At 34.6% G+C, this 23,172-nt stretch carries 17 protein-coding genes; 8 read left to right on the top strand and 9 right to left on the bottom strand.

The window, feature by feature from the left end:
- Nucleotides 1-22 precede the first annotated feature (22 nt).
- From CYAN7822_RS27970 to CYAN7822_RS27930, 9 genes are all read right to left on the bottom strand, one after another.
- On the bottom strand, nt 23-1,126 hold the full coding sequence (locus tag CYAN7822_RS27970) for a DegT/DnrJ/EryC1/StrS family aminotransferase (RefSeq protein ID WP_013334334.1): 1,104 nt from the start codon (nt 1,124-1,126) through the stop codon (nt 23-25).
- Nucleotides 1,123-2,160 (bottom strand): Gfo/Idh/MocA family protein, encoded by a 1,038-nt coding sequence (locus CYAN7822_RS27965; RefSeq protein WP_013334333.1) that lies wholly within the window; start codon nt 2,158-2,160, stop codon nt 1,123-1,125. Before CYAN7822_RS27965 ends, CYAN7822_RS27970 begins: the two co-directional genes overlap by 4 nt.
- Nucleotides 2,161-2,195: 35 nt before the next feature.
- Nucleotides 2,196-2,705 (bottom strand): acyltransferase, encoded by a 510-nt coding sequence (locus CYAN7822_RS27960; protein ID WP_013334332.1) that lies wholly within the window; start codon nt 2,703-2,705, stop codon nt 2,196-2,198.
- A 24-nt stretch (nt 2,706-2,729) separates the two neighbouring features.
- A complete protein-coding gene (locus CYAN7822_RS27955; RefSeq protein ID WP_013334331.1) occupies nt 2,730-4,013 on the bottom strand; it encodes an ABC transporter ATP-binding protein in 1,284 nt (427 codons plus the stop codon).
- Nucleotides 4,014-4,039: 26 nt separating this feature from the next.
- The gene (locus tag CYAN7822_RS27950; RefSeq protein WP_013334330.1) at nt 4,040-4,873 is read right to left on the bottom strand and encodes an ABC transporter permease; all 834 of its coding nucleotides are present in this window, start codon (nt 4,871-4,873) and stop codon (nt 4,040-4,042) included.
- Nucleotides 4,874-4,914: 41 nt separating this feature from the next.
- Nucleotides 4,915-7,170: a polysaccharide biosynthesis tyrosine autokinase gene (locus CYAN7822_RS27945; protein WP_013334329.1), complete on the bottom strand. Its 2,256-nt coding sequence runs from the start codon at nt 7,168-7,170 to the stop codon at nt 4,915-4,917.
- Nucleotides 7,171-7,416: 246 nt separating this feature from the next.
- Nucleotides 7,417-8,706: a glycosyltransferase family 4 protein gene (locus tag CYAN7822_RS27940; protein WP_013334328.1), complete on the bottom strand. Its 1,290-nt coding sequence runs from the start codon at nt 8,704-8,706 to the stop codon at nt 7,417-7,419.
- A gap of 1,563 nt (nt 8,707-10,269) precedes the next feature.
- The gene (locus CYAN7822_RS27935; protein ID WP_013334327.1) at nt 10,270-10,608 is read right to left on the bottom strand and encodes a hypothetical protein; all 339 of its coding nucleotides are present in this window, start codon (nt 10,606-10,608) and stop codon (nt 10,270-10,272) included.
- A gap of 714 nt (nt 10,609-11,322) precedes the next feature.
- A complete protein-coding gene (locus CYAN7822_RS27930) occupies nt 11,323-11,763 on the bottom strand; it encodes a hypothetical protein (protein WP_013334326.1) in 441 nt (146 codons plus the stop codon).
- An 823-nt stretch (nt 11,764-12,586) separates the two neighbouring features.
- Here CYAN7822_RS27930 and CYAN7822_RS27925 point away from each other — a divergent pair.
- The 8 genes from CYAN7822_RS27925 (at nt 12,587) to CYAN7822_RS27890 (ending at nt 23,138) form a co-directional block, all read left to right on the top strand.
- Nucleotides 12,587-15,610, top strand: coding sequence for a N,N-dimethylformamidase beta subunit family domain-containing protein (locus CYAN7822_RS27925; protein ID WP_013334325.1), 3,024 nt, complete (start codon nt 12,587-12,589; stop codon nt 15,608-15,610).
- 68 nt (nt 15,611-15,678) lie between these two features.
- The gene (locus tag CYAN7822_RS27920; protein WP_013334324.1) at nt 15,679-16,632 is read left to right on the top strand and encodes a hypothetical protein; all 954 of its coding nucleotides are present in this window, start codon (nt 15,679-15,681) and stop codon (nt 16,630-16,632) included.
- A 66-nt stretch (nt 16,633-16,698) separates the two neighbouring features.
- Nucleotides 16,699-18,066: a hypothetical protein gene (locus CYAN7822_RS27915; RefSeq protein WP_013334323.1), complete on the top strand. Its 1,368-nt coding sequence runs from the start codon at nt 16,699-16,701 to the stop codon at nt 18,064-18,066.
- 36 nt (nt 18,067-18,102) lie between these two features.
- Nucleotides 18,103-18,909, top strand: coding sequence for a hypothetical protein (locus tag CYAN7822_RS27910; RefSeq protein ID WP_013334322.1), 807 nt, complete (start codon nt 18,103-18,105; stop codon nt 18,907-18,909).
- 54 nt (nt 18,910-18,963) lie between these two features.
- A complete protein-coding gene (locus tag CYAN7822_RS27905; RefSeq protein WP_013334321.1) occupies nt 18,964-20,013 on the top strand; it encodes a hypothetical protein in 1,050 nt (349 codons plus the stop codon).
- A 5-nt stretch (nt 20,014-20,018) separates the two neighbouring features.
- The gene (locus CYAN7822_RS27900; RefSeq protein WP_013334320.1) at nt 20,019-20,801 is read left to right on the top strand and encodes a hypothetical protein; all 783 of its coding nucleotides are present in this window, start codon (nt 20,019-20,021) and stop codon (nt 20,799-20,801) included.
- Between the two features lie 9 nt (nt 20,802-20,810).
- Nucleotides 20,811-21,506, top strand: coding sequence for a hypothetical protein (locus CYAN7822_RS27895; protein ID WP_013334319.1), 696 nt, complete (start codon nt 20,811-20,813; stop codon nt 21,504-21,506).
- Between the two features lie 72 nt (nt 21,507-21,578).
- Nucleotides 21,579-23,138, top strand: a complete 1,560-nt coding sequence (locus CYAN7822_RS27890) for a TrbI/VirB10 family protein (RefSeq protein WP_245602810.1) — start codon at nt 21,579-21,581, stop codon at nt 23,136-23,138.
- Nucleotides 23,139-23,172: the final 34 nt, after the last annotated feature.

Below are 23,172 nucleotides of genomic sequence, written 5' to 3'. Positions count from 1 at the left end.
AGAGATATTTATTTATGTCCACCTACTTATTAAACGTGACTTTCTGTATGCTTTCAGCTACTTGAGTAATCTGTGTAGGAGTCAATTCTGGATACATAGGCAGTGATAAAACTTCTCTGGCTGCTTGTTCGGAATGAGGAAAATCCCCTAACTGATATCCTAAATCTAAATAAGCTGGTAGTCGGTGAATCGGCATAGGGTAATGAATGCCTGTGTAAATCTCTTGTTCTTGTAATCTTTGCTTGAGTTGATCTCTTTGAGGTGATCGTACTACATAAAGATGATATACATGACTGTTAAAATCTTTAACTTTGGGAGTTATTAAATCAGAATTTGCTAAAAGATGCTCATAGAAAGCCGCGTGTATTTTCCTTGCTTCAGTCCACTGAGCTAAGTAGGATAATTTTACCTGCAAAATAGCCCCCTGTATCGCATCCATGCGATAATTGTAACCTTTGAGAACGTGGTGATATTTATATTCTTGTCCCCAGTCTCTCAGCATAAAAATTTTATGAGCAAGTTCGGGATTATTGGTGACAACTATACCTCCCTCGCCATAAGCGCCTAAATTTTTACCCGGATAAAAACTAAAACAACCTAAATCACCCATACTGCCAACTCTTCGCCCTTTATACTCTGCTCCATGAGCTTGAGCGGCATCTTCAATCACAATTAAATTATGTCGTTGAGCTATCTTTAAAATTGGCTCCATATCTGCCGGTTGGCCATACAGATGCACTGGTAAAATAGCTTTTGTCCGTTCAGTAATCGCTTTTTCAATTTGAGTGACATCTATGTTGTAAGAATCAGGATCAATATCGACAAAAACCGGTCTAGCGCCTGTATAACAAATTGCTGCTACTGTAGCCACAAAAGTAAAGGGAACTGTGATCACTTCGTCACCAGCACCAACACCAGCCGCCAGTAAAGCTAGATGGAGGGCACTGGTTCCACTATTAACAGCTATCCCGTAATCTGCATCGCAGTAACCCGCAAATTCTTTCTCAAAAGTTGATACTTCTTCTCCTAATATAAATTGGCTACTTTCTAAGACTTTAGCAACAACAGCATTAATTTCCTCTTTAATGCTTACATATTGGGCTTTTAAGTTTATAAAAGGAATCACGCGGCTACCTCTACTAAATTAATTTCTACTAATTGACCTTGTTTTTTCATAGACTGTGTAGCGGCTTCAAGAAGTCTGACAACTCTTAATCCTGCTTCGCCATCTGTAACGGGGCGCTTGCCTTGTTTAATACAGTTAATAAAATCTAAAGCTTCTGTTAATAAAGCTTCGGTTGTTTCCAATTTAGGAGACCACATATCTCCTGTTCGATAACCAATTAGCATTTGGTAAACGCTTTCAGAACTGCCATTAACGACAATTCCTTTATCGTAGACTTTAATTTTTTCACTCGGTTCTAAATCATCATAGACAATCATTTTTTGATTACCACCAATCAAAGTTCGACGTAATTTCACTGGTGCTAACCAGTTAACATGAATGTGAGCGATCAAATTACTTTCAAAAAATAGAGTTAAGTAGGCTATATTTTCTGGCTCTCCAAAAACATGATTAATTCCTGTAGCAGAAACAGCAACAGGCTCAGAAGGAAGCACATAATTCATAATAGAAAGATCATGTACAGCTAAATCCCAAATGACGTTAACATCATGCTGAAACAGTCCTAAATTAACTCGTACAGAGTCATAATAATAAATCTCACCTAATCCATTATTAGCGATTATTTCTCGCATTTTACGGACAGCACCAGTATAAATAAAGGTGTGATCTACCATCAAAACTAGATTACGTTTTTCGGCTTCTTCAATTAATCTTAAAGCTTGTTGTGATGAAGTGGTTAGGGGTTTTTCTACTAAAACGTGCTTTCCGGCTTGCAAGGCTTTGAAAGCTAAGTCAAAATGACTTGAAACTGGAGTGGCAATCGCTACTACATCAATTTTAGGGTCAGTAAAAATTTCTCGACAATCTGTAGTCACTTTTACGGTGGGATATCGAGACTGTGCTTTAACTAATAATTTTGGATTTAAATCACAGATAGTTTTTACTTGAACCTCTGGTATTTCAGAAAAATTTCTGACTAAATTAGGCCCCCAATAACCATAGCCAATAACGCCAATATTGATTAAATTTCTCATGATTTTTATTTTTTAAGAATTCAAAAAAGGCTTTTTTAATTATTCTGAACTGTCATTTCTAAAGGTTGACAGTGCTCCCGCACATCCCCAATTACTTTAGCCGGTACACCGGCGACAATAGCATAATCAGGTACATCATTGACCACTACTGCTCCAGCACCAACTATGGCTTTTTTTCCAATAGTTACCCCTGGTAAAATAGTAGCATTACTACCAATAGCCGCTCCTTGTTTGACAATAGTTTTTACAACTAACCAGTCTTTTTCAGTTTTTAAGCTTCCATTTTCATTGGTTGAACGAGGATAAATATCATTAGTAAACATGACACCATGACCAATAAATACTTCATCTTCTAGAGTAACTCCTTCACAGATAAAACTATGAGAAGATATTTTACATCGACAGCCAATAATGACAGTTTTTTGAATTTCTACAAAAGTGCCTATTTTGGTTTCATTTCCAATATAACAACTGTAAATATTAACCAAATTAGCATGAAAAATTTTTACATCTTTTCCTAGCGTTACATCATCGTTAATTGGCATTGTTCACCTTCCTTGTTATTTGATTTAAAGTTGAAATTTTCCGCCTACTTCCCAAACAGAATCTTCTAAATAAGCACATTCATCTCTTTGCCATTCATATTCTTCCCGTTTTACACCATACATAGTGACTTCAAAGGGACAAATATGATTAAGCTTTTCTAATAAATTATTAGAAGAACGTTCAGAAAACCATGTTCTTAAAGAATAGGAACCCATATAGAGTCTAAATTTGGGGATTTTACAGCGCAAAATATGTAATCCTGGCTCTTGTCTAAAGGGTGCTTGAGAATCAAAAAACCAAAAAATACAGACTGCTTGTTCTATTTCATTGAGAATTTGAAAAGAAAAGCATAAACTGTCTTTCGGTTGAGATATATGAAAAGCAAACTCGAAATTTATAGGTTCTCCCCAACTATGAATTCCGTAGTCTTCTGAGGTATGAACCTGCGCCCAAGCCAGATAATTCCCTTTTTTAGTCACGGGAGCTTGGTAATAAGTCGATTCAGCTTGATCTCTTACTCCAGCAGTATATAAATGCACTGCTTGATGAGTATTTCCATCAAACAAAATGCTACCTTTAGAAAGAAGAATACAACGCTGAGTTAACTGAGAAATAGCTGTCATACTGTGGCTGACAAACAAAACGGTTCTTCCTTCTTTAGAGGCGACATCTCCCATTTTTCCTAAACATTTTTTTTGAAAGGCGGAATCTCCTACTGCTAAAACTTCATCAACAATTAAAATCTCAGGCTCTAAATGAGCAGCCACAGCAAAAGCCAATCTTACATACATTCCAGATGAATAATGCTTTACAGGAGTATCCAAAAACTTTTCAACTTCTGCAAAGTCTACAATTTCATCAAACTTACGTTTAATTTCGGCTTTATTCATGCCTAAAACTGCCCCATTGAGAAAAATATTTTCTCTTCCTGTCAATTCTGGATGAAAGCCTGTTCCTACTTCTAATAAACTAGCAACTCGACCTTTAATTAAAACCCTTCCTTTTGTAGGTTCTGTAATTCTACTTAAAATTTTTAACAAAGTGGATTTTCCAGCACCATTACGGCCAATAATACCAACGCATTCTCCTTGTTTAATTTCAAAAGAAATATCATTTAAGGCCCAAAACTCTTCACGGGTAGGATTATCAATTGTTTTTCTAGATGAGTTTAAAAGCTTTTTTCCTAAATTTGTGGCACGGTTAGTAATAATTTCTCGTAAAGATTTGTAGCGACTACGCCCTGAATACTGATGCTTTAAAATGTATTTTTTACTCAAATTGTTGACTTGAATAATTGTTGAATACATAATTTTTAAATTTGGTTAAATTAACTCTAAATTACATCGGCAAAAGTTCGCTCAACTTTTCTAAAGTACCCAATTCCACTAATTAGCACTAAAATGACTAACCCAACAGAAATAATAAAGCTTGGCCAATAAATCACGAATTCTTTACCCAAAATCGCCCAACGAAAACCATCAATTACACCTACCATTGGGTTTAAAGAGTATAGTAATCTCCATTTTTCAGGAATAATGCTACTACTAAACCCCACTGGTGAAATATAGAGTCCAAACTGCACTAAAAACGGCACAATATAACGAAAATCTCTATACTCTACATTCAAAGCTGCTAACCATAATCCAGCGCCGAATGCTGCCATAAAAGCAATGAAAATAAATAAAGGAAGCGTTAAAATTCGCCAGTCTGGAACAAAGTTATACCAAGCCATTAGTCCTAATAAAATTATGCCAGAAATCATAAAATCTACAAAACTTACAATTACGGCACTAGCAGGAACAATTAAACGAGGAAAATAAACTTTTGAGATTAAGTTAGCATTGCTGAGTAGGCTATTACTACATTCAGAAAGAGCATTAGCAAAAAATTGCCAAGGCAGCATAGCGGCAAATACAAGAATGGGATAAGGAACTCCCTGAGAGGGCAAATTTGCTAATTTTCCAAAGACAATTGTAAAAACAACCATTGTTAAAAAAGGACGAATTAGTGCCCAAGCAATACCAATAGCTGTCTGTTTATAACGTACTAGAAGATCACGCCAAGAAAGAAAGTAGAATAGCTCTCGGTATTTCCATAAATCTTTCCAATATTGCTCTTCTGTACGGCCTGCTTCAATAATTAATTCTGTTTGAGAAGTATTTTTCATATTTTACCTAATAATGTAAAGCGATTAAAAATTAATTTTTTTTAACTTTTTACTCGTCCTAAATTGTTGACAACAACACCTAAAACTCGGCTGTTATTTCTTTGAAGGATTTTTAAAGCTTCTGTAACTAAAGATATTTCTACTCGATTTTGACTAATCACTAAAATAACTTCATCTACTTTAGAAGTAATAGTTTGGGCATCTGCTAATCCAGTAAGACTAGATGTATCAAAAAGAACATAATCATAGGCTTGTCGCCAGCTATTCAGTAGTTCATTCATTTTTGGTGCAACCAGCCAAGAAAAGGAATTTTTTCCCACCGGTCCTGATGTAAGAACATCAGGATATTTTTCAATTAAGGACTCTGATAAAGAACTATTTGGCATTAAGTTTGCTTTTAGTGAAACTTTAGCAAAAATAGAGTTTAAATTATTAGTAATTTTATGATTACTATTTTTAATTTTGTTCGTTTTCATCCCATTAACACTAGATAAAAAAGTTAACTCTTGTTGAGGGTTAATTCCGTTAGTTGCTGTTTCTTCTTCAAAAGATTGCACAATTTTAGACCAGGATAGCTCAGTAGCAATAGTTGTGGTTAATCCTTGTGTATTAGGCAAAGAAAAAACTTCATGAAGCATTGGATTAGAAAAATTTCCATCTACAATTAATACTTTTTTCCCTATTTCTGTTAATGCTAACCCCAAATTATAAGTAATAGTTGTTTTACCTTCTTCTGTTGTTGCAGAAGTAACCGCAATAATTTTACCAGTTATTTGAGGGTTTTGAAAAGATAAAGTAAGGGCTAAAGAACGAATAGCTTCTGTAAAAGAATCAGACCCTAATCCGAGAGACATAGCTGTTTGGTATTGAGGAATAACCCCCAGAATTTCTAATTGGGTAACTTCCTGAATTGATTTAATATCTTTAAGTCTAAAATTAAATTTTTCAAGAACAAAAGCTACTCCTACGCCGGCTAAAATTCCTGCGATACCTCCTAAAATTAATCCCCTTAAACGGCTACGCGCAATCGGGGAATTAGGTAAATTTGGAGGTTCTATCACTTTCCAAGTAAAAGTGTCTTGTGCTTTTTGGACGCGCAATTCTTGTAGTTTGCCCAAAAATTCGTTCACCATTTTAGCCTGAAATTGGTATTGGCGCTGTAGTTCTTGATAGTCTTGCTGTAGTCGAAGCATCTTTTGTAATTTAAGATTAGCTTCAACTGCTTGTTGGCGTAAAATAGACAATCGTTTTTCTTGAACTGAGCTATCAATTTGTGTTTGTAGCAATAGAGTTGCTAAATTTTCTTGAATAGCTCCACTTTTTACTTTTTTTAAATTATTTGCAAAGCTTTGAGACAATAAAACCTCTTTACTTTTTTGTTGTAACAACTGCTCCAGCTTGTCTCGATTTTCTTTTAACTCTTGTAAAATGGGGTTTTGAGAATTATAACGAGACTGTTCAAGCTTATATTGAATCTCTAAATTATTTAGCTGCTGCAATAAAGTTTGATAAGTTGGATCTTGACTCAAAACAGCATCAGGTATAGCAGTCATAGGGTTTTGTCCTATTTGTTCCATCTGACGTTTTAATTCTTGCTCCCGTTTTTTTAGTTGGCTGAGTTCTGCTTCTGCCATATCAATTTCTTTTTCAAGTTCTTCTTTTGCCGAATAAGCCAAGCTGACATTATTGTCGGGATTATCAAGATTGTTTTGAGTGCGAAAATTAGTTAAAGCTGAAGAATATTTTTCTAAAGCTTTTTGAGCATCTGGCAGTTTTTGTTCGATAAAATTAATAGCGTTGGTAACGGGTGAGCGTCGGCTTTCTTCGCTATATTCTATATAGATAGCTACTATTTTATCAAGGATAGCTTTAGCACGGCTTCTATCAGTATCTTGATAAGAAAGAGATAGCACATTAGTGTTTTCCGGCTGATGCAGTGACAAATTACTTTGGATTTGCCATAAAGGAATGTCATTATAAGGCGATTCAATTTTTTTGATGGCTCTGTTCAATAAAGTTGGACTTTGAAGAATTTCTATTTCGGTGGCTAAATTTTCAACAACATCTTTAGTCGTATTATTTTGAGCATCTTGAACAATGGGGATTCCTACCTGATTACCGACGACTATTAGGGCTTCTGATTTATAAATTTTTGGTTCTTTAAAAGTTTTATAGGCGAGCATCCCAAAAACTAAACTAGCTGTTATGGCAGAAATCATCCAATGCCTTTGTACAGCCACCCATAAGTCCACTTCTGGTAATACAGTATTTGAGATTTTCCAACTAGAAGTTTTCATTAAATATACCAGTTAATTTCCTATTTATTTTATCTTACTGTTTTAAAATTTAGGATGAAAAAACCAGTATTAATCCTCCTAGTTGGACAAAAATCTAAATATTTTTATTCTTGCCCCAAAAATTGCCAAATTTGTTGTTTTCGACTAATGAAATTTTTTAGAAAGCTGTCGCCGAGGAAAAATCGTCAAGATATTAATACATTTTTGTGGAGCAGAAGTCAAAGGACTAAAGCAAAAGAAAGCGGCTTAAACTTTACCAGATTTTGCTTTAATCAAACCACCAGTTTTTAACTCTTCGTATGGAATAGTTAGCCCTAATGTCTTTCTATATTTTTCAGCAATCTTTTTGAGCGAAAAATGAGAAATCAGATAGGAACGACCTGCTTTTCCCATAGATTCAGCTAACTGAGAATTTGAAGCTAGTTGACGAATGAACTCAGCCAAACCGATGCTATCTCCATTGGCAAAAGTCATGCCACATTTTGCTTGTTCAATAATTTCCCGTAAATAGGATTGAGCATCGCAAATCACCGCTATAGGATGTCCGCTTGCTAGGGCACTATAAAGTTTGCTAGGAGCTACTATTCCGCTCATTCCTTCTGCTACACTTACTAATGATAAATCGCAAGCCGTTAGGGAATAAGGAAGGTCTTCTCGTTCTTGGTAGGGTAAGAATAAACAATTGTTTAATCCCCATTTTTTGGCCGTATTTATTAAAGATTGATATTTAGCTCCTCCACCAATAAAAACAAATTGAAATGGGTCTTCTTTTAATTCCCAAGCGGCTTGTAAAATTGTATCCATATCATGGCATCGTCCCATATTACCTGAGTAGAGAATTGTAAATTTTTTTGTTAGGTGATGTTTGTAAGCAAACCAATTTTCACTCTTTTTAATGGGAGTAATTCTATTGGGATCAGCCCAGTTGGGAATAATAGTAATTTTATGAGCTAAATGAGGATATTTGACTAAAATTCGTTCTTCCATATTACGGCTCAGAACGATAATTTGTTTTGCTCTATTCCATGTTATTAAATTGAGCTTATTCCAAAATTTTACGATCCAGTGTTTCGGTGAAATGACTTTTAAACTTTCAGCTACGTCAGGATATAAATCATAAATTAGACAAGTATAAGAAACTCCGATAATTTTATGAAGTAAATAACCTAAAAAAGTGAGAAATGGGGGAGCAGTAGTTAAAACAACAAGATCTTGCTTTTTGAGATTTTTTAAAAGATGAAATCCTGCTCGGATAAAAAATAACAAGCCGCTAATGGTTTTTCCTCTTATGCGATTTTTCCAAAGTTGAGTAGTGCGAGTTCGCTGAACAACTATCCCTTTAGTCTTTTCCAAACAAGGAGCAGATTGATGTTTAAAAGCGTAGCTAGGTTGTCCAGTGAACACCCTTATTAATATATTCTCAGATACTAAAGTAGAGACTAATTCTTGAATCAATTGTCCTGTTGGAGCATAATCAGGAGGATAGAATTGATTAACTACGAATAGAGTTTGGGTTTGTTGTAGGTTCTTTTTCATTTTACATTTTAAAATGGCTTTTTCCCAAGATGTAATTTAAGTGAAGCTGTTGTGCATTTAATTTGGTATAGTCAAAAACTCAAACTCAAAAACACATAAAAACGATCTCAGCCAAAAATGATTTAACATTAGAGCAGAAGGAAAATTTACCATAAGTTCTGCGCTAAAAAAGAAGAAAATGGAGAGATAAGAGGAAGAATACTGAGTCCTCTAACTTTTATAACATGGAAAAACTCAAGCTAAGATAACTGAATTTATTGGCTGTTCAAAAAATTCAGTATATTGGTGATAAGTACCTGGACAAAATTAAAGTTAACTGCGAGTTTAGGGAATGGGCAATGGGGAATGGGCAATGGAGAAGGGTTGTAGGCGTTTTACAATTCTTGACACAGTGGACTTTATTTATGTCCGACTACTTACGTTCAAATTAATTGAAGAATTAGAGTTTTTTGTTACAATCCATGTAAGTGAGAAAACCTAGTTGAGCGATAGCAGAGGCAACTAGGGGACAAAGAGAAAGATGAAAGGCTATGCCGAGATGATAACCAAGTCCTAAAACACCAAGCCCTATCGCTTTGGTGATTGTTTTAAGAGTAGAATAAATCTGAATAGAAGTGGGATAATGATAGCTCAAATGAGAATGCGATAAAAGTTGTACACTCGTTTTGGAGGAGAGGAAAAGGATGCTAACACCCTCCTCGACTCTTCCTTAAATGTACAACAGCTTACTTTTCTAACGTTTTTCTCTTTTACTAATTTAGTGACTATAATCCCTTTTATCCAGAATCTTGAAAATGCACTCTTAGGCGTCGTTTCTTTAAGATTCATAGCAAATTAATGCTAGGTCAAAATTTATGAAATATACTTACACAATTCCCAAAAACAAAAGTTTTTGAACAAGTATATTTGTTTTTATCTATTACTGATCTACCAAGAGTGAACAAATTATAAAATCATCACAGAAAAATGCAAAAGGTTTTTTCCTGTTGTGATTGATGGTTGATTCAATCACTTTTTTCTTCACAGAAGCAATGGTGGATGAATTAGAAACTTTTCAAAGTGTTTTTAGTCTTTGAGTTGAGCATGGTGAGTTATGATTACTAGAATTTTTTCTTGTCGTTATCTCCAATTAAGCTAACATACAAATCCTACAAAAGAAATAGTTTTATTATAAGCATTTATTATTATTTTTATAACATTGATTTTTTTTTTAAATATTTATAGGATTGTGTTTTTGTTTACAAATAAACTCTATCTTAAGATAGTTGTAAAACACGGCTATTTTATGAAATTATATTTGGCGGAAAAATATTTTTATCAATACTAACAATAAAATATAACAAAGCTCAAGAGTCAGGCTCTCCCTTACTTGCGGTGATAAGAAAAGGTTATCAATTGTAGAGTGGGTTAGGCGCGGCGATGATTTTGATAAGAAAGTGATAATTTTTGATCCGTGCCATAACCCTCCATAGACTATTTTGTATTTCTGTGAACATTTTTCCCCACGATGCCGAAAGAGCCAATCTTTTTTGATTGTTAGTTTAATTGTGCTTAATACTTATATTAAGATATTTCTACAATTAAAAAATTTTCGGGTGTCACTGTTTCATAAAGCTCAAAGGCTTTTGTCGTTAAAGGATATACTAAAAATTCTTCATTTGAAGCATAACAATGTTCTGCTATTAATTCTAATATCAAAGCTGGTTCATGAAAATCTACACAAAAAAAAAGGACAAACTCATTTGTTTCATCAGCACAAAAAAAGGAAGCAATAAACTTTTCGCATTTTTTATAATAATAAGTAAAAGGAACTTGTCCGGTTTGTTGTCTTTGCTTGGCTTCTCTAACAACTTCCCTGATTAAATTTTTGCTAGATTTAGAAATAGATTTAGCTTGCTTCATTTGATTTTGGTCTAAATTATTAATAAATTAATTAAAAATGCTCAGTTAATCAGTTGGAACCATTCCTAAAAATGTTTTTTAGTTTTAACTGGCTTAAAGAAATCAACAGTTAAACTAAGTTATTTAAGTTTAACTTATTTTATATAAAAATATTACTTTTTAATGTTATTATAAATCTATCTAAAGATAGATGACATTTTTTAGAATAAAAGGTTTGCAGGGATCAATCCTATGTACATAGGACTTACTCATTGACACAACGGCGCAGCTATGTATAATATGACTTTTTCGTAGCGATTGCTGGAAACAAATTCTATAAGTCAACAAACTTAGCCAAGTATAACCCAATATCACCTCGATGCTTAGACCAATTTAGAGCTTACGCACTATAACCAAATCACAAGGGTTTGAGATTCCTCGTGATTTTTAGATCAAATCATGGGAAATTTTTACGGCAGTGCCAATCGCTTTTTTTGACGAGAAAAATATCAACCCAAAGTTTTATTTGATCAAAATTAGAACCTTTAAGCCGCTCTGCATTTCGGCGTTTATCTTCAATAGATTGGCGAAGAATTTATACTAAATCCGATTGCCAAAACCCACTTATAAAGTATTATGCCCGCGCAAGCTAGAATTTATAAGCTTTTTGAGCAACGAGGATAAGTAGCCTGTGACAGCCAGACTTAGTATTAGTCGCTTAAGTAAATTTTTCTGTTAATGGGTAACTCCTAATGTAGGTTTTTTATATTTGTTAATTAAAGCCGGATCAGCTTGGCGGCTCATTTTATAACTATATTCACTAGCGGTATTACTAGGACGTTCAGTATCAATTGTTCTAGTGGTATTTTTCCAATGTTCGCGGGTGGCTAACTTAACTGTTAAGCTCCCTTTCTCGGTTCGCTCTACATAAAACCAAATTTTGCCATCCTTTTCACAAAAAAACTCTTCTAACCAAATATTATCGTTAACTACAACAGATTGCTGTGAAGCTAAAAAACTAGCTTTTTTATGAGTCAGCTTCAAATTTTTTTGTATATTTTCTTTTCCTTGATGAAAAAGATGGTATTTAGGGCTACCAACCCTCCAAAGTCTTTTATCGCAATAGGGACAATAAAATTTTTGGCTATTTTTTTTTCGGCTTCTTTTGTGGGGCATTGGTCTTTTTAGTCTCTAAAGAATACAACATTAATTAAAGATATACAGTAACATAACTAGAAGTAAATAGCCTCATTGTCAAGCAGTTTCATAAAATCTTTACAATCAAGCAGGCAAGCTTTACAAAAACTTTAAAAATTTTCAATTTTTGGGTTTCTTACGATAAACTCTTGACTTTTATTTTTTTTTCTGATATTGTATTTTAAACAAAAATGTAAAAATACATAATTAAATATTAATAAGCAGTAGCCGTAAAATTTAAGCTACTGAGACTCCTATGAGATAGACGCCATTGAGTGAAATTATAGGTTCTAAGACAGAAGGATAATAGTATTTGTAAATACTATAGTAATCCATCAATAGTGGTGCCTAAATATTGTTTTATTTACGATGTTAGGAGTTACGCACTCTCGATTAAAAACAACGATTTTATGTCCCAAGCGAGCCTTGCGGAGGATCGCGAAGAATCTCAAACCCATAAAATTGGGTTATGGTGCGTAAGTTTTAAGAATAATGTGTTAAAAACGCATCATAAATATGACTTTTGTAGTTAAGTTATCTGTACTTTTTAAATAATGGTAAATGGCTAAACGATTAAAAACCTTCGTTACAGTGCGTAACTCCTAAAATTGTGCAAATTTTTAATAAAGAGTCAACAAAATTTTTTTGAATAAAATATAACAATTTCCAAGCTCATAAGGGACAGACAAAATTTGTTCCCTGTTTCTTGTTCCCTAAAACTAGCCACTCTGTATCTCACTCAAATGCGAATTGCTATAAAAACAAATTTGAATTTTTCTCATATTTTTCTAATCAAAAAAGTATGACTAACATTTTTATAAACCAAACTCCTTCTAATCCCGAATTTACTGACAATATTTCTTACGAATTAGGAATGAAATTTATCAGTAGTCAGACTGGACAAATCAACGCTATCCGCTATTGGAAAGCCAATAGTGAAACGGGATCTCATACTGGTAAAATCTGGTCAGAGACAGGACAACTTTTAGGCAGTGTCACCTTCGCTAACGAAACGGGTTCAGGCTGGCAGGAGCAGGTTCTAAGCACACCCATCAACATTCAAGCTAACACAATTTATACAGTTTCAGTCAACTGTAATGCTTATTATGTCTATGCTTATGACCAACTAGCTAACCCCATTACTAATGGAAATCTTAGCTCAGTAGCAGATGGCAATAATGGGGTGTTTGGAAGTGCTGGTGCTTTTCCTACAAACTCTTATCGCAATAGCAACTATTTTCGTGATATTAATTTTGTTACTGCTGCTCTGCCGACGATTACTAACAATAGTGGTAATAATCAAACTGGTGCAGCCGGAAGTGTTTTATCGGCTCCTTTAGTAGTTCAAATTAAAGATGGTGCTGGTACTCCCCTATCTGGAGTTACAGTGAATTTTGCGGTTACAAGTGGCGGGGGTTCAGTTTCGCCAACTAGCGCAGTTACTGATATTAATGGATTGGCCGGTATTATTTTAACCTTGGGAGTAGTCCCAGGGGCAATAGGAAATGTGACCAATACAGTAGAAGCGAGTGCTGACGGAATTGGAAGCGTTACTTTTTCGGCTACGGCTACCCACTCGACAAACAATCTAACCATCTTAACTACTCAAGTCCCTAACCTCCAAAATTTTACTGATGGTGTTCCCTATGAATTAGGAATGAAATTTCGTAGCGCAAGCGCCGGGCAGCTTATTGCTATTCGTTATTGGAAAGCCGCCAGCGAAACTGGTACTCATATAGGCAAGATTTGGACAGCAACGGGCACACTTTTGGCAAGCGTGACTTTTACCAATGAGACAGCATCAGGCTGGCAATATCAAGCCTTAGAAACACCTTTAAACATTCAATCGAATACCAATTACGTTGTTTCTGTCAATGGAAATGCCTATTATGTGGCTACTAACAATGAACTGGCTAATCCCATAATCAACGCCGATCTTAGCTCAGTGGCAGATAATAATAACGGCGTATATAATATTAATCCTAATTCTTTTCCCACCAGTTCTTATCAAAATACTAACTATTACCGTGATATTGTCTTTGCTGTCAGCAATCGACTAATCAAAACTTCTGGAGACAATCAAAATGGTTCAACAGGTGCAACTCTGCCCAATCCTCTCGTTGTGCAAGTATTAAATCCTCAAAACAATCCACAGCCCGGGCTGACCGTGAATTTTGAAATTACCAATGGAGGAGGAGTGCTTTCTGCTACGAGTATGGTAACAGATGGGTTCGGTCAAGCAAGCACAATGTTAACCTTGGGAGCAGTCCCCACTGCACCTGGAGGAGTCGTCGTTAAAGCCACAGTAGAAGGTATTGGCTCTACTTACTTTTTCGCTACAGCAATTCCGGCAAATCCTAATGCAATTTATTTAGAAAATCAAAACCCCGGCTCCACAGGTTGGAAACTGGTCAATCGAGGCACTGATGAGATAGCCGGTTATGCTTCAGCAACCAGTGTTAATCGCGGGGAATCTCTTGATATTAAAGTTTCTCTAGCCCAATCTGGACAGTTTGTCATTGATGTATATCGATTGGGTTACTATGGAGGCACAGGAGGTCGGCTGATGGCCACAAGCGGATTACTCAATGGCACAACGCAACCCGCCTGTACTCTAGACCCTAATACTCGTTTAATCGAATGTAACTGGACAACTTCTTATGTTTTACAAATCGGTAATAATTGGACAAGCGGGCTTTATGTAGCTAAATTGACGGACCAAACCAGTGGAAAAGTTGCTCACATCTGGTTTACCGTTCGTAATGATAGCAGCACAGCCGATATTTTATTTCAAAGTAGTGTTTCTACTATTTTGGCTTATAGCACCACAGGCGGATATAGCTTGTACTCATTTAACAGCATTAACGGTCAGCGAGCTTTTAAAGTTTCTTATGACCGTCCTTTTTCCCAAGCGACCTATCAACAATCCTACGAGGCTGATACAATGCTGCGATGGGAATATAATATGGTGCGCTGGCTGGAATCTCAAGGCTATGATGTGACCTACGTCAGTAGCATGGATGTTCATAATAATCCCCAACTATTGCTCAATCATAAAGTATTTCTATCAGTTGGACATGATGAATACTGGTCATCTCAAATGAGAGATAATATTGAAGCGGCACGAAATGCAGGGATTAATTTAGGCTTTTTCTCAGCTAATACCTGCTATTGGCGAGTAAGATTTGAAAATTCCACTGTGGCGGCTGGGCCAATTCGACCTAATCGAGTGATGGCTTGTTATAAATCAGATTGGTCATTAGATCCCATCATCCAGCAACAAGGTGCAACAGCAGCAACAAATAAATTCCGTAGTTTCCAAAACAACCGACCCGAAAACGCTCTTTTAGGGGTTATGTATGGTAGCGATACCACCAGTATCTACGGTGGATACAATATGATAATCACCAATAGTACAGATCCTTATTATGCCAACACAGGTTTATCCAATGGGGATCAGCTTACTTTGTTGGTGGGTTATGAATGGGATTTTGTCGTCAATAATGGGTCTAGCCCTCCAGGCCTTGTTATTCTCTCTCAATCTAATGTTGTGCCCTCTAATCTTTTACCCACTTACGACGAACCCCCAGGAGAACAAGCCCTTCCCGCTAATCAAAATTTTAATCTAGCCAACTCAGTTCGCTACACGGCTTCTAGTGGAGCTAAAGTTTTTGCGAGTGGAACGATTCAGTGGGCATGGGGACTAGATAGTGATGATGTTAACCCCGTGCGGGAAGACGTTCGCATTAAACAAATGACCGTTAATATTCTGGCGGATATGGGAGTTAGACCTTTAGCTCCTGCCCCGAACATTATTGTTCCTTAACAAATTTGACTAAACTAACTAATTTATGACTTTTTGAATTCGGAGAGTGACAAAAAAGGGATATAATCATGGCTAAAAAAATAAAACGTCGACAATTCGGACAAATAGCGGCGGGTAGTTTTACTACCACTCTTTTAAGCCAATTTTCTGCTAAAGTATTGAGCGCAACTGCACAAGAATTAGTTTATGGTGTCAACCTTCTTGATACCTCTCAGTTACAAGACCTGGAAAACAATACTCCGCCATTAGAGTTAGTACAAACTGACCTAACGGCCCAACAAGTTCCTGTTAAGATTAAAGTGAATTCTGTTAAAGTCAAAAATACCAAACCTGTAAAGAAAAAAAATCAAGCCTTTTTTCTCCCTGATAATTACCGAATTTCAACCATCAATACTCTTGCCGATGGCTCTATTGCCATTGCGGCAGTTTCTCAATCCAAAACCGGCCATGTCAATCAAATTATTTTTGGAACGGGGAAAATTGATAAACTTAAAATCGAAGCCATAAAAATCGACGGCTTAGACAATCCTAATCAGACTGTTGAAAGTTTAGTTAGTGTCCCTAATAATCAACTTGTGTTTTTAGTAGGAAATCGCGGTACTCCGCCTTTTTCTTTTAAATTATTTGATCCGATCCAACAAAAATTTATTTCTGAAGATACATTATTTCTTCCCCCTTTGCGGCTTAACCATCGATATGCTAATCTATGTCAATCCCCCAATGGAGATATTTTTGCAACCGAAACAGGCCCAGAAGGAATTCCTGTGATAATTTATTTTAATTTTAAAGATATATCTCCAATTACTGGTAAAGTGATAATTCGGCAGTTAATTCCATTAGGATTCGACAATCAACCTCTTCTTAATGACCTAAAAAGTTTATCTTTTTCTAAATCGGGTTTATTGTATGCCCTTGCTACCGACCCTATCCAAAAAAGTAATGCTGTGTTTGAAGTCAATTTAAAAACGGGCAAATTAAAATCTATTAAAAAAATATCAGTTGAAAAATTGACGCTTTATTAAACCCGTTTTGAGAAAATTTTGATTTTTTCAAATTAAATAAAATAAACAAGCTAAAAAGTGATCAAAATGACTCAATCTGTTGACAAATTATTGCCAAAATTAACTAACAACAGGCTGATGAAAACTTTAGCTCTAAGTCTACCGCTAAGTTTTTTCATAATTCCAGCCGCTCAAGGGTTTACAGTCAGCTTCACTAAAATAGCTGACACCAATACTTCTATCCCCGGTACCAATGAAAATTTTAGCAGTTTTGGAGCGGGGTCAGCCGTTTTGGACGATAACACCGTCGCTTTTATTGGCTCTGGAAACAACAGTCACGGTATATACATCAGTACCAGTTCGCAATTGCTCGAGCCTGTAGTGGATACTAATACTGTTATTCCCTATCAAACTAATAAATTTACAGGCTTTGGTTTAGGCTTTTTGTCTCAAGGTTATAATGTTGGGGCTTTAGGTTTAAGTGGTAATAAGGTAGTGTTTAACGGCTATGGACAAACTGGAAACGGAATCTATACTGGCACAGCTTCTGGAGTTGTAACATTAATAGCCAATAAAACAACCCAAAATCCCACTAATTTATCAAATTTTACCACTTTTTCTTTTAGTAATCCAGATATAGACCAGGAAACAGTAGCATTTTGGGGTGAGGATGCAACGGTCAACAGAGGTTTATACCGAAGAACTGACTCTAATTCTCTAAGCTTAATTGCAGATAATAAAACTCTCGTTCCTTCTAATAATAGCAAAACTTTTGCGGGGCTGTTTAATCCATCTTTAGAAGGAGAAACCGTTGCTTTTAATGGTTTTTTAGAGAGTGAGGAGGAAAAAGGAGGTATTTATATAGGCACAAGTCCCACATCTCTTAGTGTTGTAGTAGATACTAATACTTTTATCCCTAAAGGGGTAGAGAATTTTACAGAGTTCGGCGCTCCTGCGTTGGATGAGCAAACTGTAGCTTTTAGAGGTAGAGGCATTAATGCTCAAGAAGGTATTTATCTGGGCACTAATTCTAATTTTTTGAGCGTTGTGGCTGATACTAATACTTTTATTCCTAATGGGATTGGAAATTTTATCAATTTTGGAAATCCTGCTTTTGATGAAAATATTGTCGCTTTTTGGGGAAAAGGGAATCAAGCGCAACAAGGTATTTATGTTGGTTTTAATGGATTACTTTATAAAATAATTGACCTTAACCAGTCTCTTGACGGAAAAACTTTATCTTCTTTAGATTTTGCTTCAAACTTTTTTAATACTTCCAATCGGGGGTTAAGTAAAAATTCTTTAGTATTTTTGGCGGCTTTTACTGATGGCTCTCAAGGTATTTATAAAGCTAGTTTTCAAGCAGAGGGTGTTGTTGAACCATCCACCCAAGGCGGAATAGCTACAGCAATAATATTTGTAGTTTTGTTTAAAGCGCGACAACAACTATCATAAATGTTGTTTAAAAAATAATTTTACAAAATATCATCAATGAATAAAAGATTAAAAATAGCCATTTTATCATTTTTGTTAATTTTTGTTGTTAAAAATCCCGTTAAAGCACAACTGGGTAAAATATGGGGAGATTTTTATTCTTATACCATAGATTTACAAAACTATGTAACAGATAATGCCAGTAAAACTTTAAAACCTTTGGAACAGAGAGTTCAAGGGGCTATTCAGGAGTCAACAGGAGAATTAAATCTGCCCAACCCGATTTTAGCAGGAGAAAGAGTAGCAAATGAAATTTATTTTGATTCTCTTTCTGATAAATTTGAAAATAATTCAGAACTGCGAGCGCAATTAACTGAAAATGAAATTGATCGGGTAATAACGTTAGGAGCCGTTGCTAGTGATTGGGGAGAAAGTGGACAAGTGCGCTTAAAAACAAAATTACAAAATGCAGAAACTACTTTAAATAAAATTGATAAATATTCTCAAGATGCCGAAGATATTTATACAAATGCCCTTAACAAGTTTTTGAGTAATGCCGCTCAACTAACAGGAATAGAAGGAATTACGGCTTCTCTCAATACTAATACATTTAAATTACAGTTGCAGACAATTAAAATTCAAACAGAAACCGCAAAATTTTTATCCGAAAACGTAGGCCAAAATATAAAAACTAACCAATTTTTACTATATTCTAACTTAAACTTAAATAATATAGCCAGTCAAATCGAACAGATAAATCGTGATAGTAGAGTAAATGCGTCTGCCGAAACAGCCCGCCTTTTAAAAGTTACATTTCAAACTGATTTATATGGTAAGCCAATTGAAGTAAAAACAACAAACTAATTATCATTTTTTTGAAAAATTAATTAAAATTTATAATTAAAACACTGTATCAAAATGCAAATAATGATTTTTAAAAATCTTGCTCAACTTGAGCTTAACGAACTTTTGAATAATGGAGAAGTAACCGCCAGAACAATTGCAGAAAACTGGAATGAACAATGGTTAATTTTATTACAAAATACCACTAATAAAAACATTTATTCTTCATTAAGCCAATTAGGGACATTTTTGGCCGTCGGAACTTTACTCTTTTTTATGGTACAGTGGCTAAAAGATGTAATTTATCATGAATATTCTCGCCCTATTTCATCTTTAATTTGGCCATTTATCGTTGTATTTCTTCTCGCTAACCCAGGTCAGGCAAACTTTTTATCTAACTTAACTTTAGGATTGCGAAATTTTATCAATACTATTAATCAACAGATCGTAACAACAGCAAATAGTGAGCAAGTCTATCAACAAGCTTTAAACATGAGTGTGGCAGAAGATATTGCTGGATCTTTACTTCGCCCTTGTCAAGCTTTAACAGGAGAACAGCAATCACAGTGTTTAGTAAAAGCTACAGAAAAGCTAGATATATTTTTATTACAATATAGAAATTTATATGGAGATAAAGTTTGGATTACTAAATTAGAAAATAAGATCAATCAGGTTAAATATGATAATGGAACCCTATCAGAAACAACCTTTAATGCCTTGTTGGGTTCTACAGGGCAAACTATAATTAAGAATGTTTTAATTTCATGGCAAACTGCCTTTCAAAATTTGATAGAAGCAATTATGCTACTGATAGCGGCTTTAGGTCCATTAGCGGTAGGTGCTTCTTTACTCCCAGTAGCCGGTAAGCCCATATTTGCTTGGTTATCAGGATTTTTAGCCAGTGGTATTGCTAAAATTTCTTTTAATATTCTTGCTATTATTACCTCTGCTGTAATTGTTAATGGGCCAGGACAAGATCCAATAGCAGAGCCAGATTTATTATGGTTTATGATTTTTTTGGGAATTTTAGCACCAATTTTAGCTTTAATTATCGCCGCGACTGCAAATTTTGTTTTATTTTACGCGATTAGCAATACCACATCATGGGTTAGAGAGAAAATTTAAATTAAATGAGTTTATTACAAAAGAAGCCAAAAAAAAATAATAATTTAGTAAATTTCGCTATATTTGCTATTGTCTTAAACTTATTAGTCGTTATATTTTTAATCATTCAAGGAATTACTATTCGTCAATTAAGTTTAAGAAAACCCTATAACTTTGTCGAATTAGTAAACGGTCAAAAACTCGTCAAATATGAAGAAATTACACAAGATCCTCAAACTATTCGTCAGTTTGTCATAAAAACCTTAGAACTTATGTTTAATTGGACTGGTTTTTTACCACCTCAAACTCTTGAAGAACTCACTAAACCTAAACCTGATTTAGGAATACAGATTACTACACTTAAAGGCCGTATCACCAAAGTAACGACCAGTAGTTGGATAGCTAGTTTTAGTTTATCAGAAGATTTTCGTAAAGGTTTCCTCAGTAAAATTTCAGAAATGACACCGCCCGAAGTCTTTTCTCAAAACTTCGATCAAATTATATCGACGCAGCTAAAAATTAAACGCATTTTACCACCAGAAAAAATTACTTCTGAAAATTGGAGGGTTGGAATTGTTGCTGATTTAGTTCAACAAAAACAAGGAAAAAGAATTGTCATTCCTTATAATAAAGATATACTGGTGCGAACAACAGATTATTTTCCTTATCCTCTACTTGAACAGTTAACTACTTTACAAACAGCCATCTATAGTGTTCGAGCCGAACAATTAGAAATTTACGAGATTCGGAACTTATGTTTATTAGATAAACCTAATAAATTAAAAAACTACCCAGATCAAAAATGTTAAATTTATAAAATGCACTGGCATCAATTAAAAAATCAGATAAAAAATACTTTACTTTTGCTTGGATTAGGAACAATTGGCTTAAATTCCTTAGCCTTATTGTTAATGTTATTTAATAATTTTATGTTACAGCAGTTAAGTCAGCAATTGATGCCAAAAGTTCTAATAGAATTGATCAATGGACGTGCTATTACTGGTCAACCAGAAGCAAATCAAGAAAGGCAAAACATCACAATTCGCCGTTTTATAGGAGAAACGATGACTTTTTTATTCACTACTTCGCCTCAACAACCTTCTGCAACAATTCTTAAAGTTAGTTCTGGATTAATAGCTAGTGAATATCAAAACAAATTTCGCCAAGATTTTTTTACAAAAACTTTAGATTCATCTTCACTAAATAATGATGATAGTTTAGAAAAATTATTAATTATACAAAAAATTTCTGAACCTGAAAAAATCGCAGAAGGCAAATGGAAAGTCAATATATTTGCTAACCAATTAATTTTTAGTAATCTTGATAAATTAGGGAAATCAATTGAGTTTAATAAACAAATATTAATTAAAACCATTGATCAACCTGCTATAATACTATCTGATAATTCACTTCCTTTAAATCTAGTCGTTTATCAATTAGCCGAAGCCCGCTTACAAATTTTTAACATTTGCGACTTAAAAGAGCAAAACTGTGGGCGAAAAAATGTTAAATAAAATAAAAGCCTAAAAATTTATTTTATTTTTTATAGAGTGTTTACAAAGAAAATAGAAAAAACAATTAAATTGATGAGTATGACTATAATGGAAAATAACAATTCATCTAAAACTATTTTTGAAGATTTAAGAAATGCTGTTGCTGATTATTCCCATCTAGCCAATGAAACCTCAGACTGGGAATCACGGATGGCAAAATTAGTCGGCTTGGAAAACGAAATTATATCTAAAGATGAAAAAATTGAAGAAAATTCTTTTTTACCTGAAATTTCATGTTCTGAAGCTCAAAAAGAGCAAACTCAACAAACTTTCTCGTCTAATCCGTTCATGAAATTAGGGTTAGTAGGAGTAACAACATTAATTATATTTGTTTTAGCTGGTGGATTTTTATGGCAAATTATGAATATTAATCAACAAAGCCCAAAAAATAAAAATGTAATAATTTCTCAACCTAAACAAGAAACAAAATCTTACTTACAAAATTTAGAAACAGAAGTAGAAAACCTAAAAACTAAGTTAGCCTTTTCTGAACAAGAAGAAGCCATTAAATTAGCCCAACAAACTCTAAGATCCAAAAAAACAACTCAAAGCTCAGCTACTTTCTCACCTTCTCCTGTTTCTTTTCCTAAAACTAAAAATATTAACCAAGTTAAAACTATTTATGTTCCTCGAATTGTAACGGTTGAAAAAATTGTTAAAGTTGCTCAACCTGTTTATAAACCTTCTTCTAAACCTTCACCAAAACCTCATATTTTGCCTATGGTTTCTGCTCAAAACTCTTCCCAAAACAATGTTAATCAGCCAATTAATACTCGAACTACTTACTCACCCCCTCCTCAAAATTCAGTTCCCCAGCCAGTTAACTACCCTGTACCTAATCCTATCCAACAAACGCCGCCTTCTACTCAAACTCCTTACACTCCAACACCCACACCACAAATAGTTAACTCTTCTACTGTTAGCCAAGCTACATCACAAGTTCCAAAAACCATTCCAGTAGGAACCTCTGCTAAAGCTATTTTAACTACTGCCGTTTTTGGCGAAACTTCTAAATCAAATAATTCTGAACAAGAGGCTAACGTTTTTGTAATAACTTTACAAGAACCGTTAAAAACTCCTGACGAAGAAATAGCTTTTCCAGCTAATGCTCAATTGTTGACTAAAATTAGTTCTTTAACTGATCAAGGATTGTTATACTTAACTGTTAATAAAGTGATTTGGGATAATAATAACAATACAATTGAAAAAACTCTAGCTAAAGGTAGTCTGGTAATTCGCGCTCCTAAAGGTAAACCTTTGTTTGCCGAAAAATTTCCTAAACACGGAGGTTCTATTGCTACTATGGACTTGGGTTTATTTGTATTAGGAGGATTAGGTAAAGTTTCCCAATTATTTAATCGTACTCGCTCGGAAGTTGTAACAACTAATGTAGCAGGAACGATTATTACTAATAATAACAATAGTCCTAATTTGGCAGCAGGTGTGTTGGAAGGAGGGCTAAATGCAGTTATTCCTCAAATTACTCAGCGCAATCAACAGCAACTTGCAGAAATGCTTCAACGCACTAATATTTGGTTTCTTGCCGCAGGAACAGAAGTAGAAGTTTATGTTAATCAACCTATGCAGTTTTAATTATTTTACTATAATTTAAAAAAGGGTTTATTTT

It is taken from the genome of Gloeothece verrucosa PCC 7822, from assembly GCF_000147335.1.
GTDB lineage: Bacteria > Cyanobacteriota > Cyanobacteriia > Cyanobacteriales > Microcystaceae > Gloeothece > Gloeothece verrucosa.
This window is presented reverse-complemented; position numbering and strand designations above follow the sequence as displayed.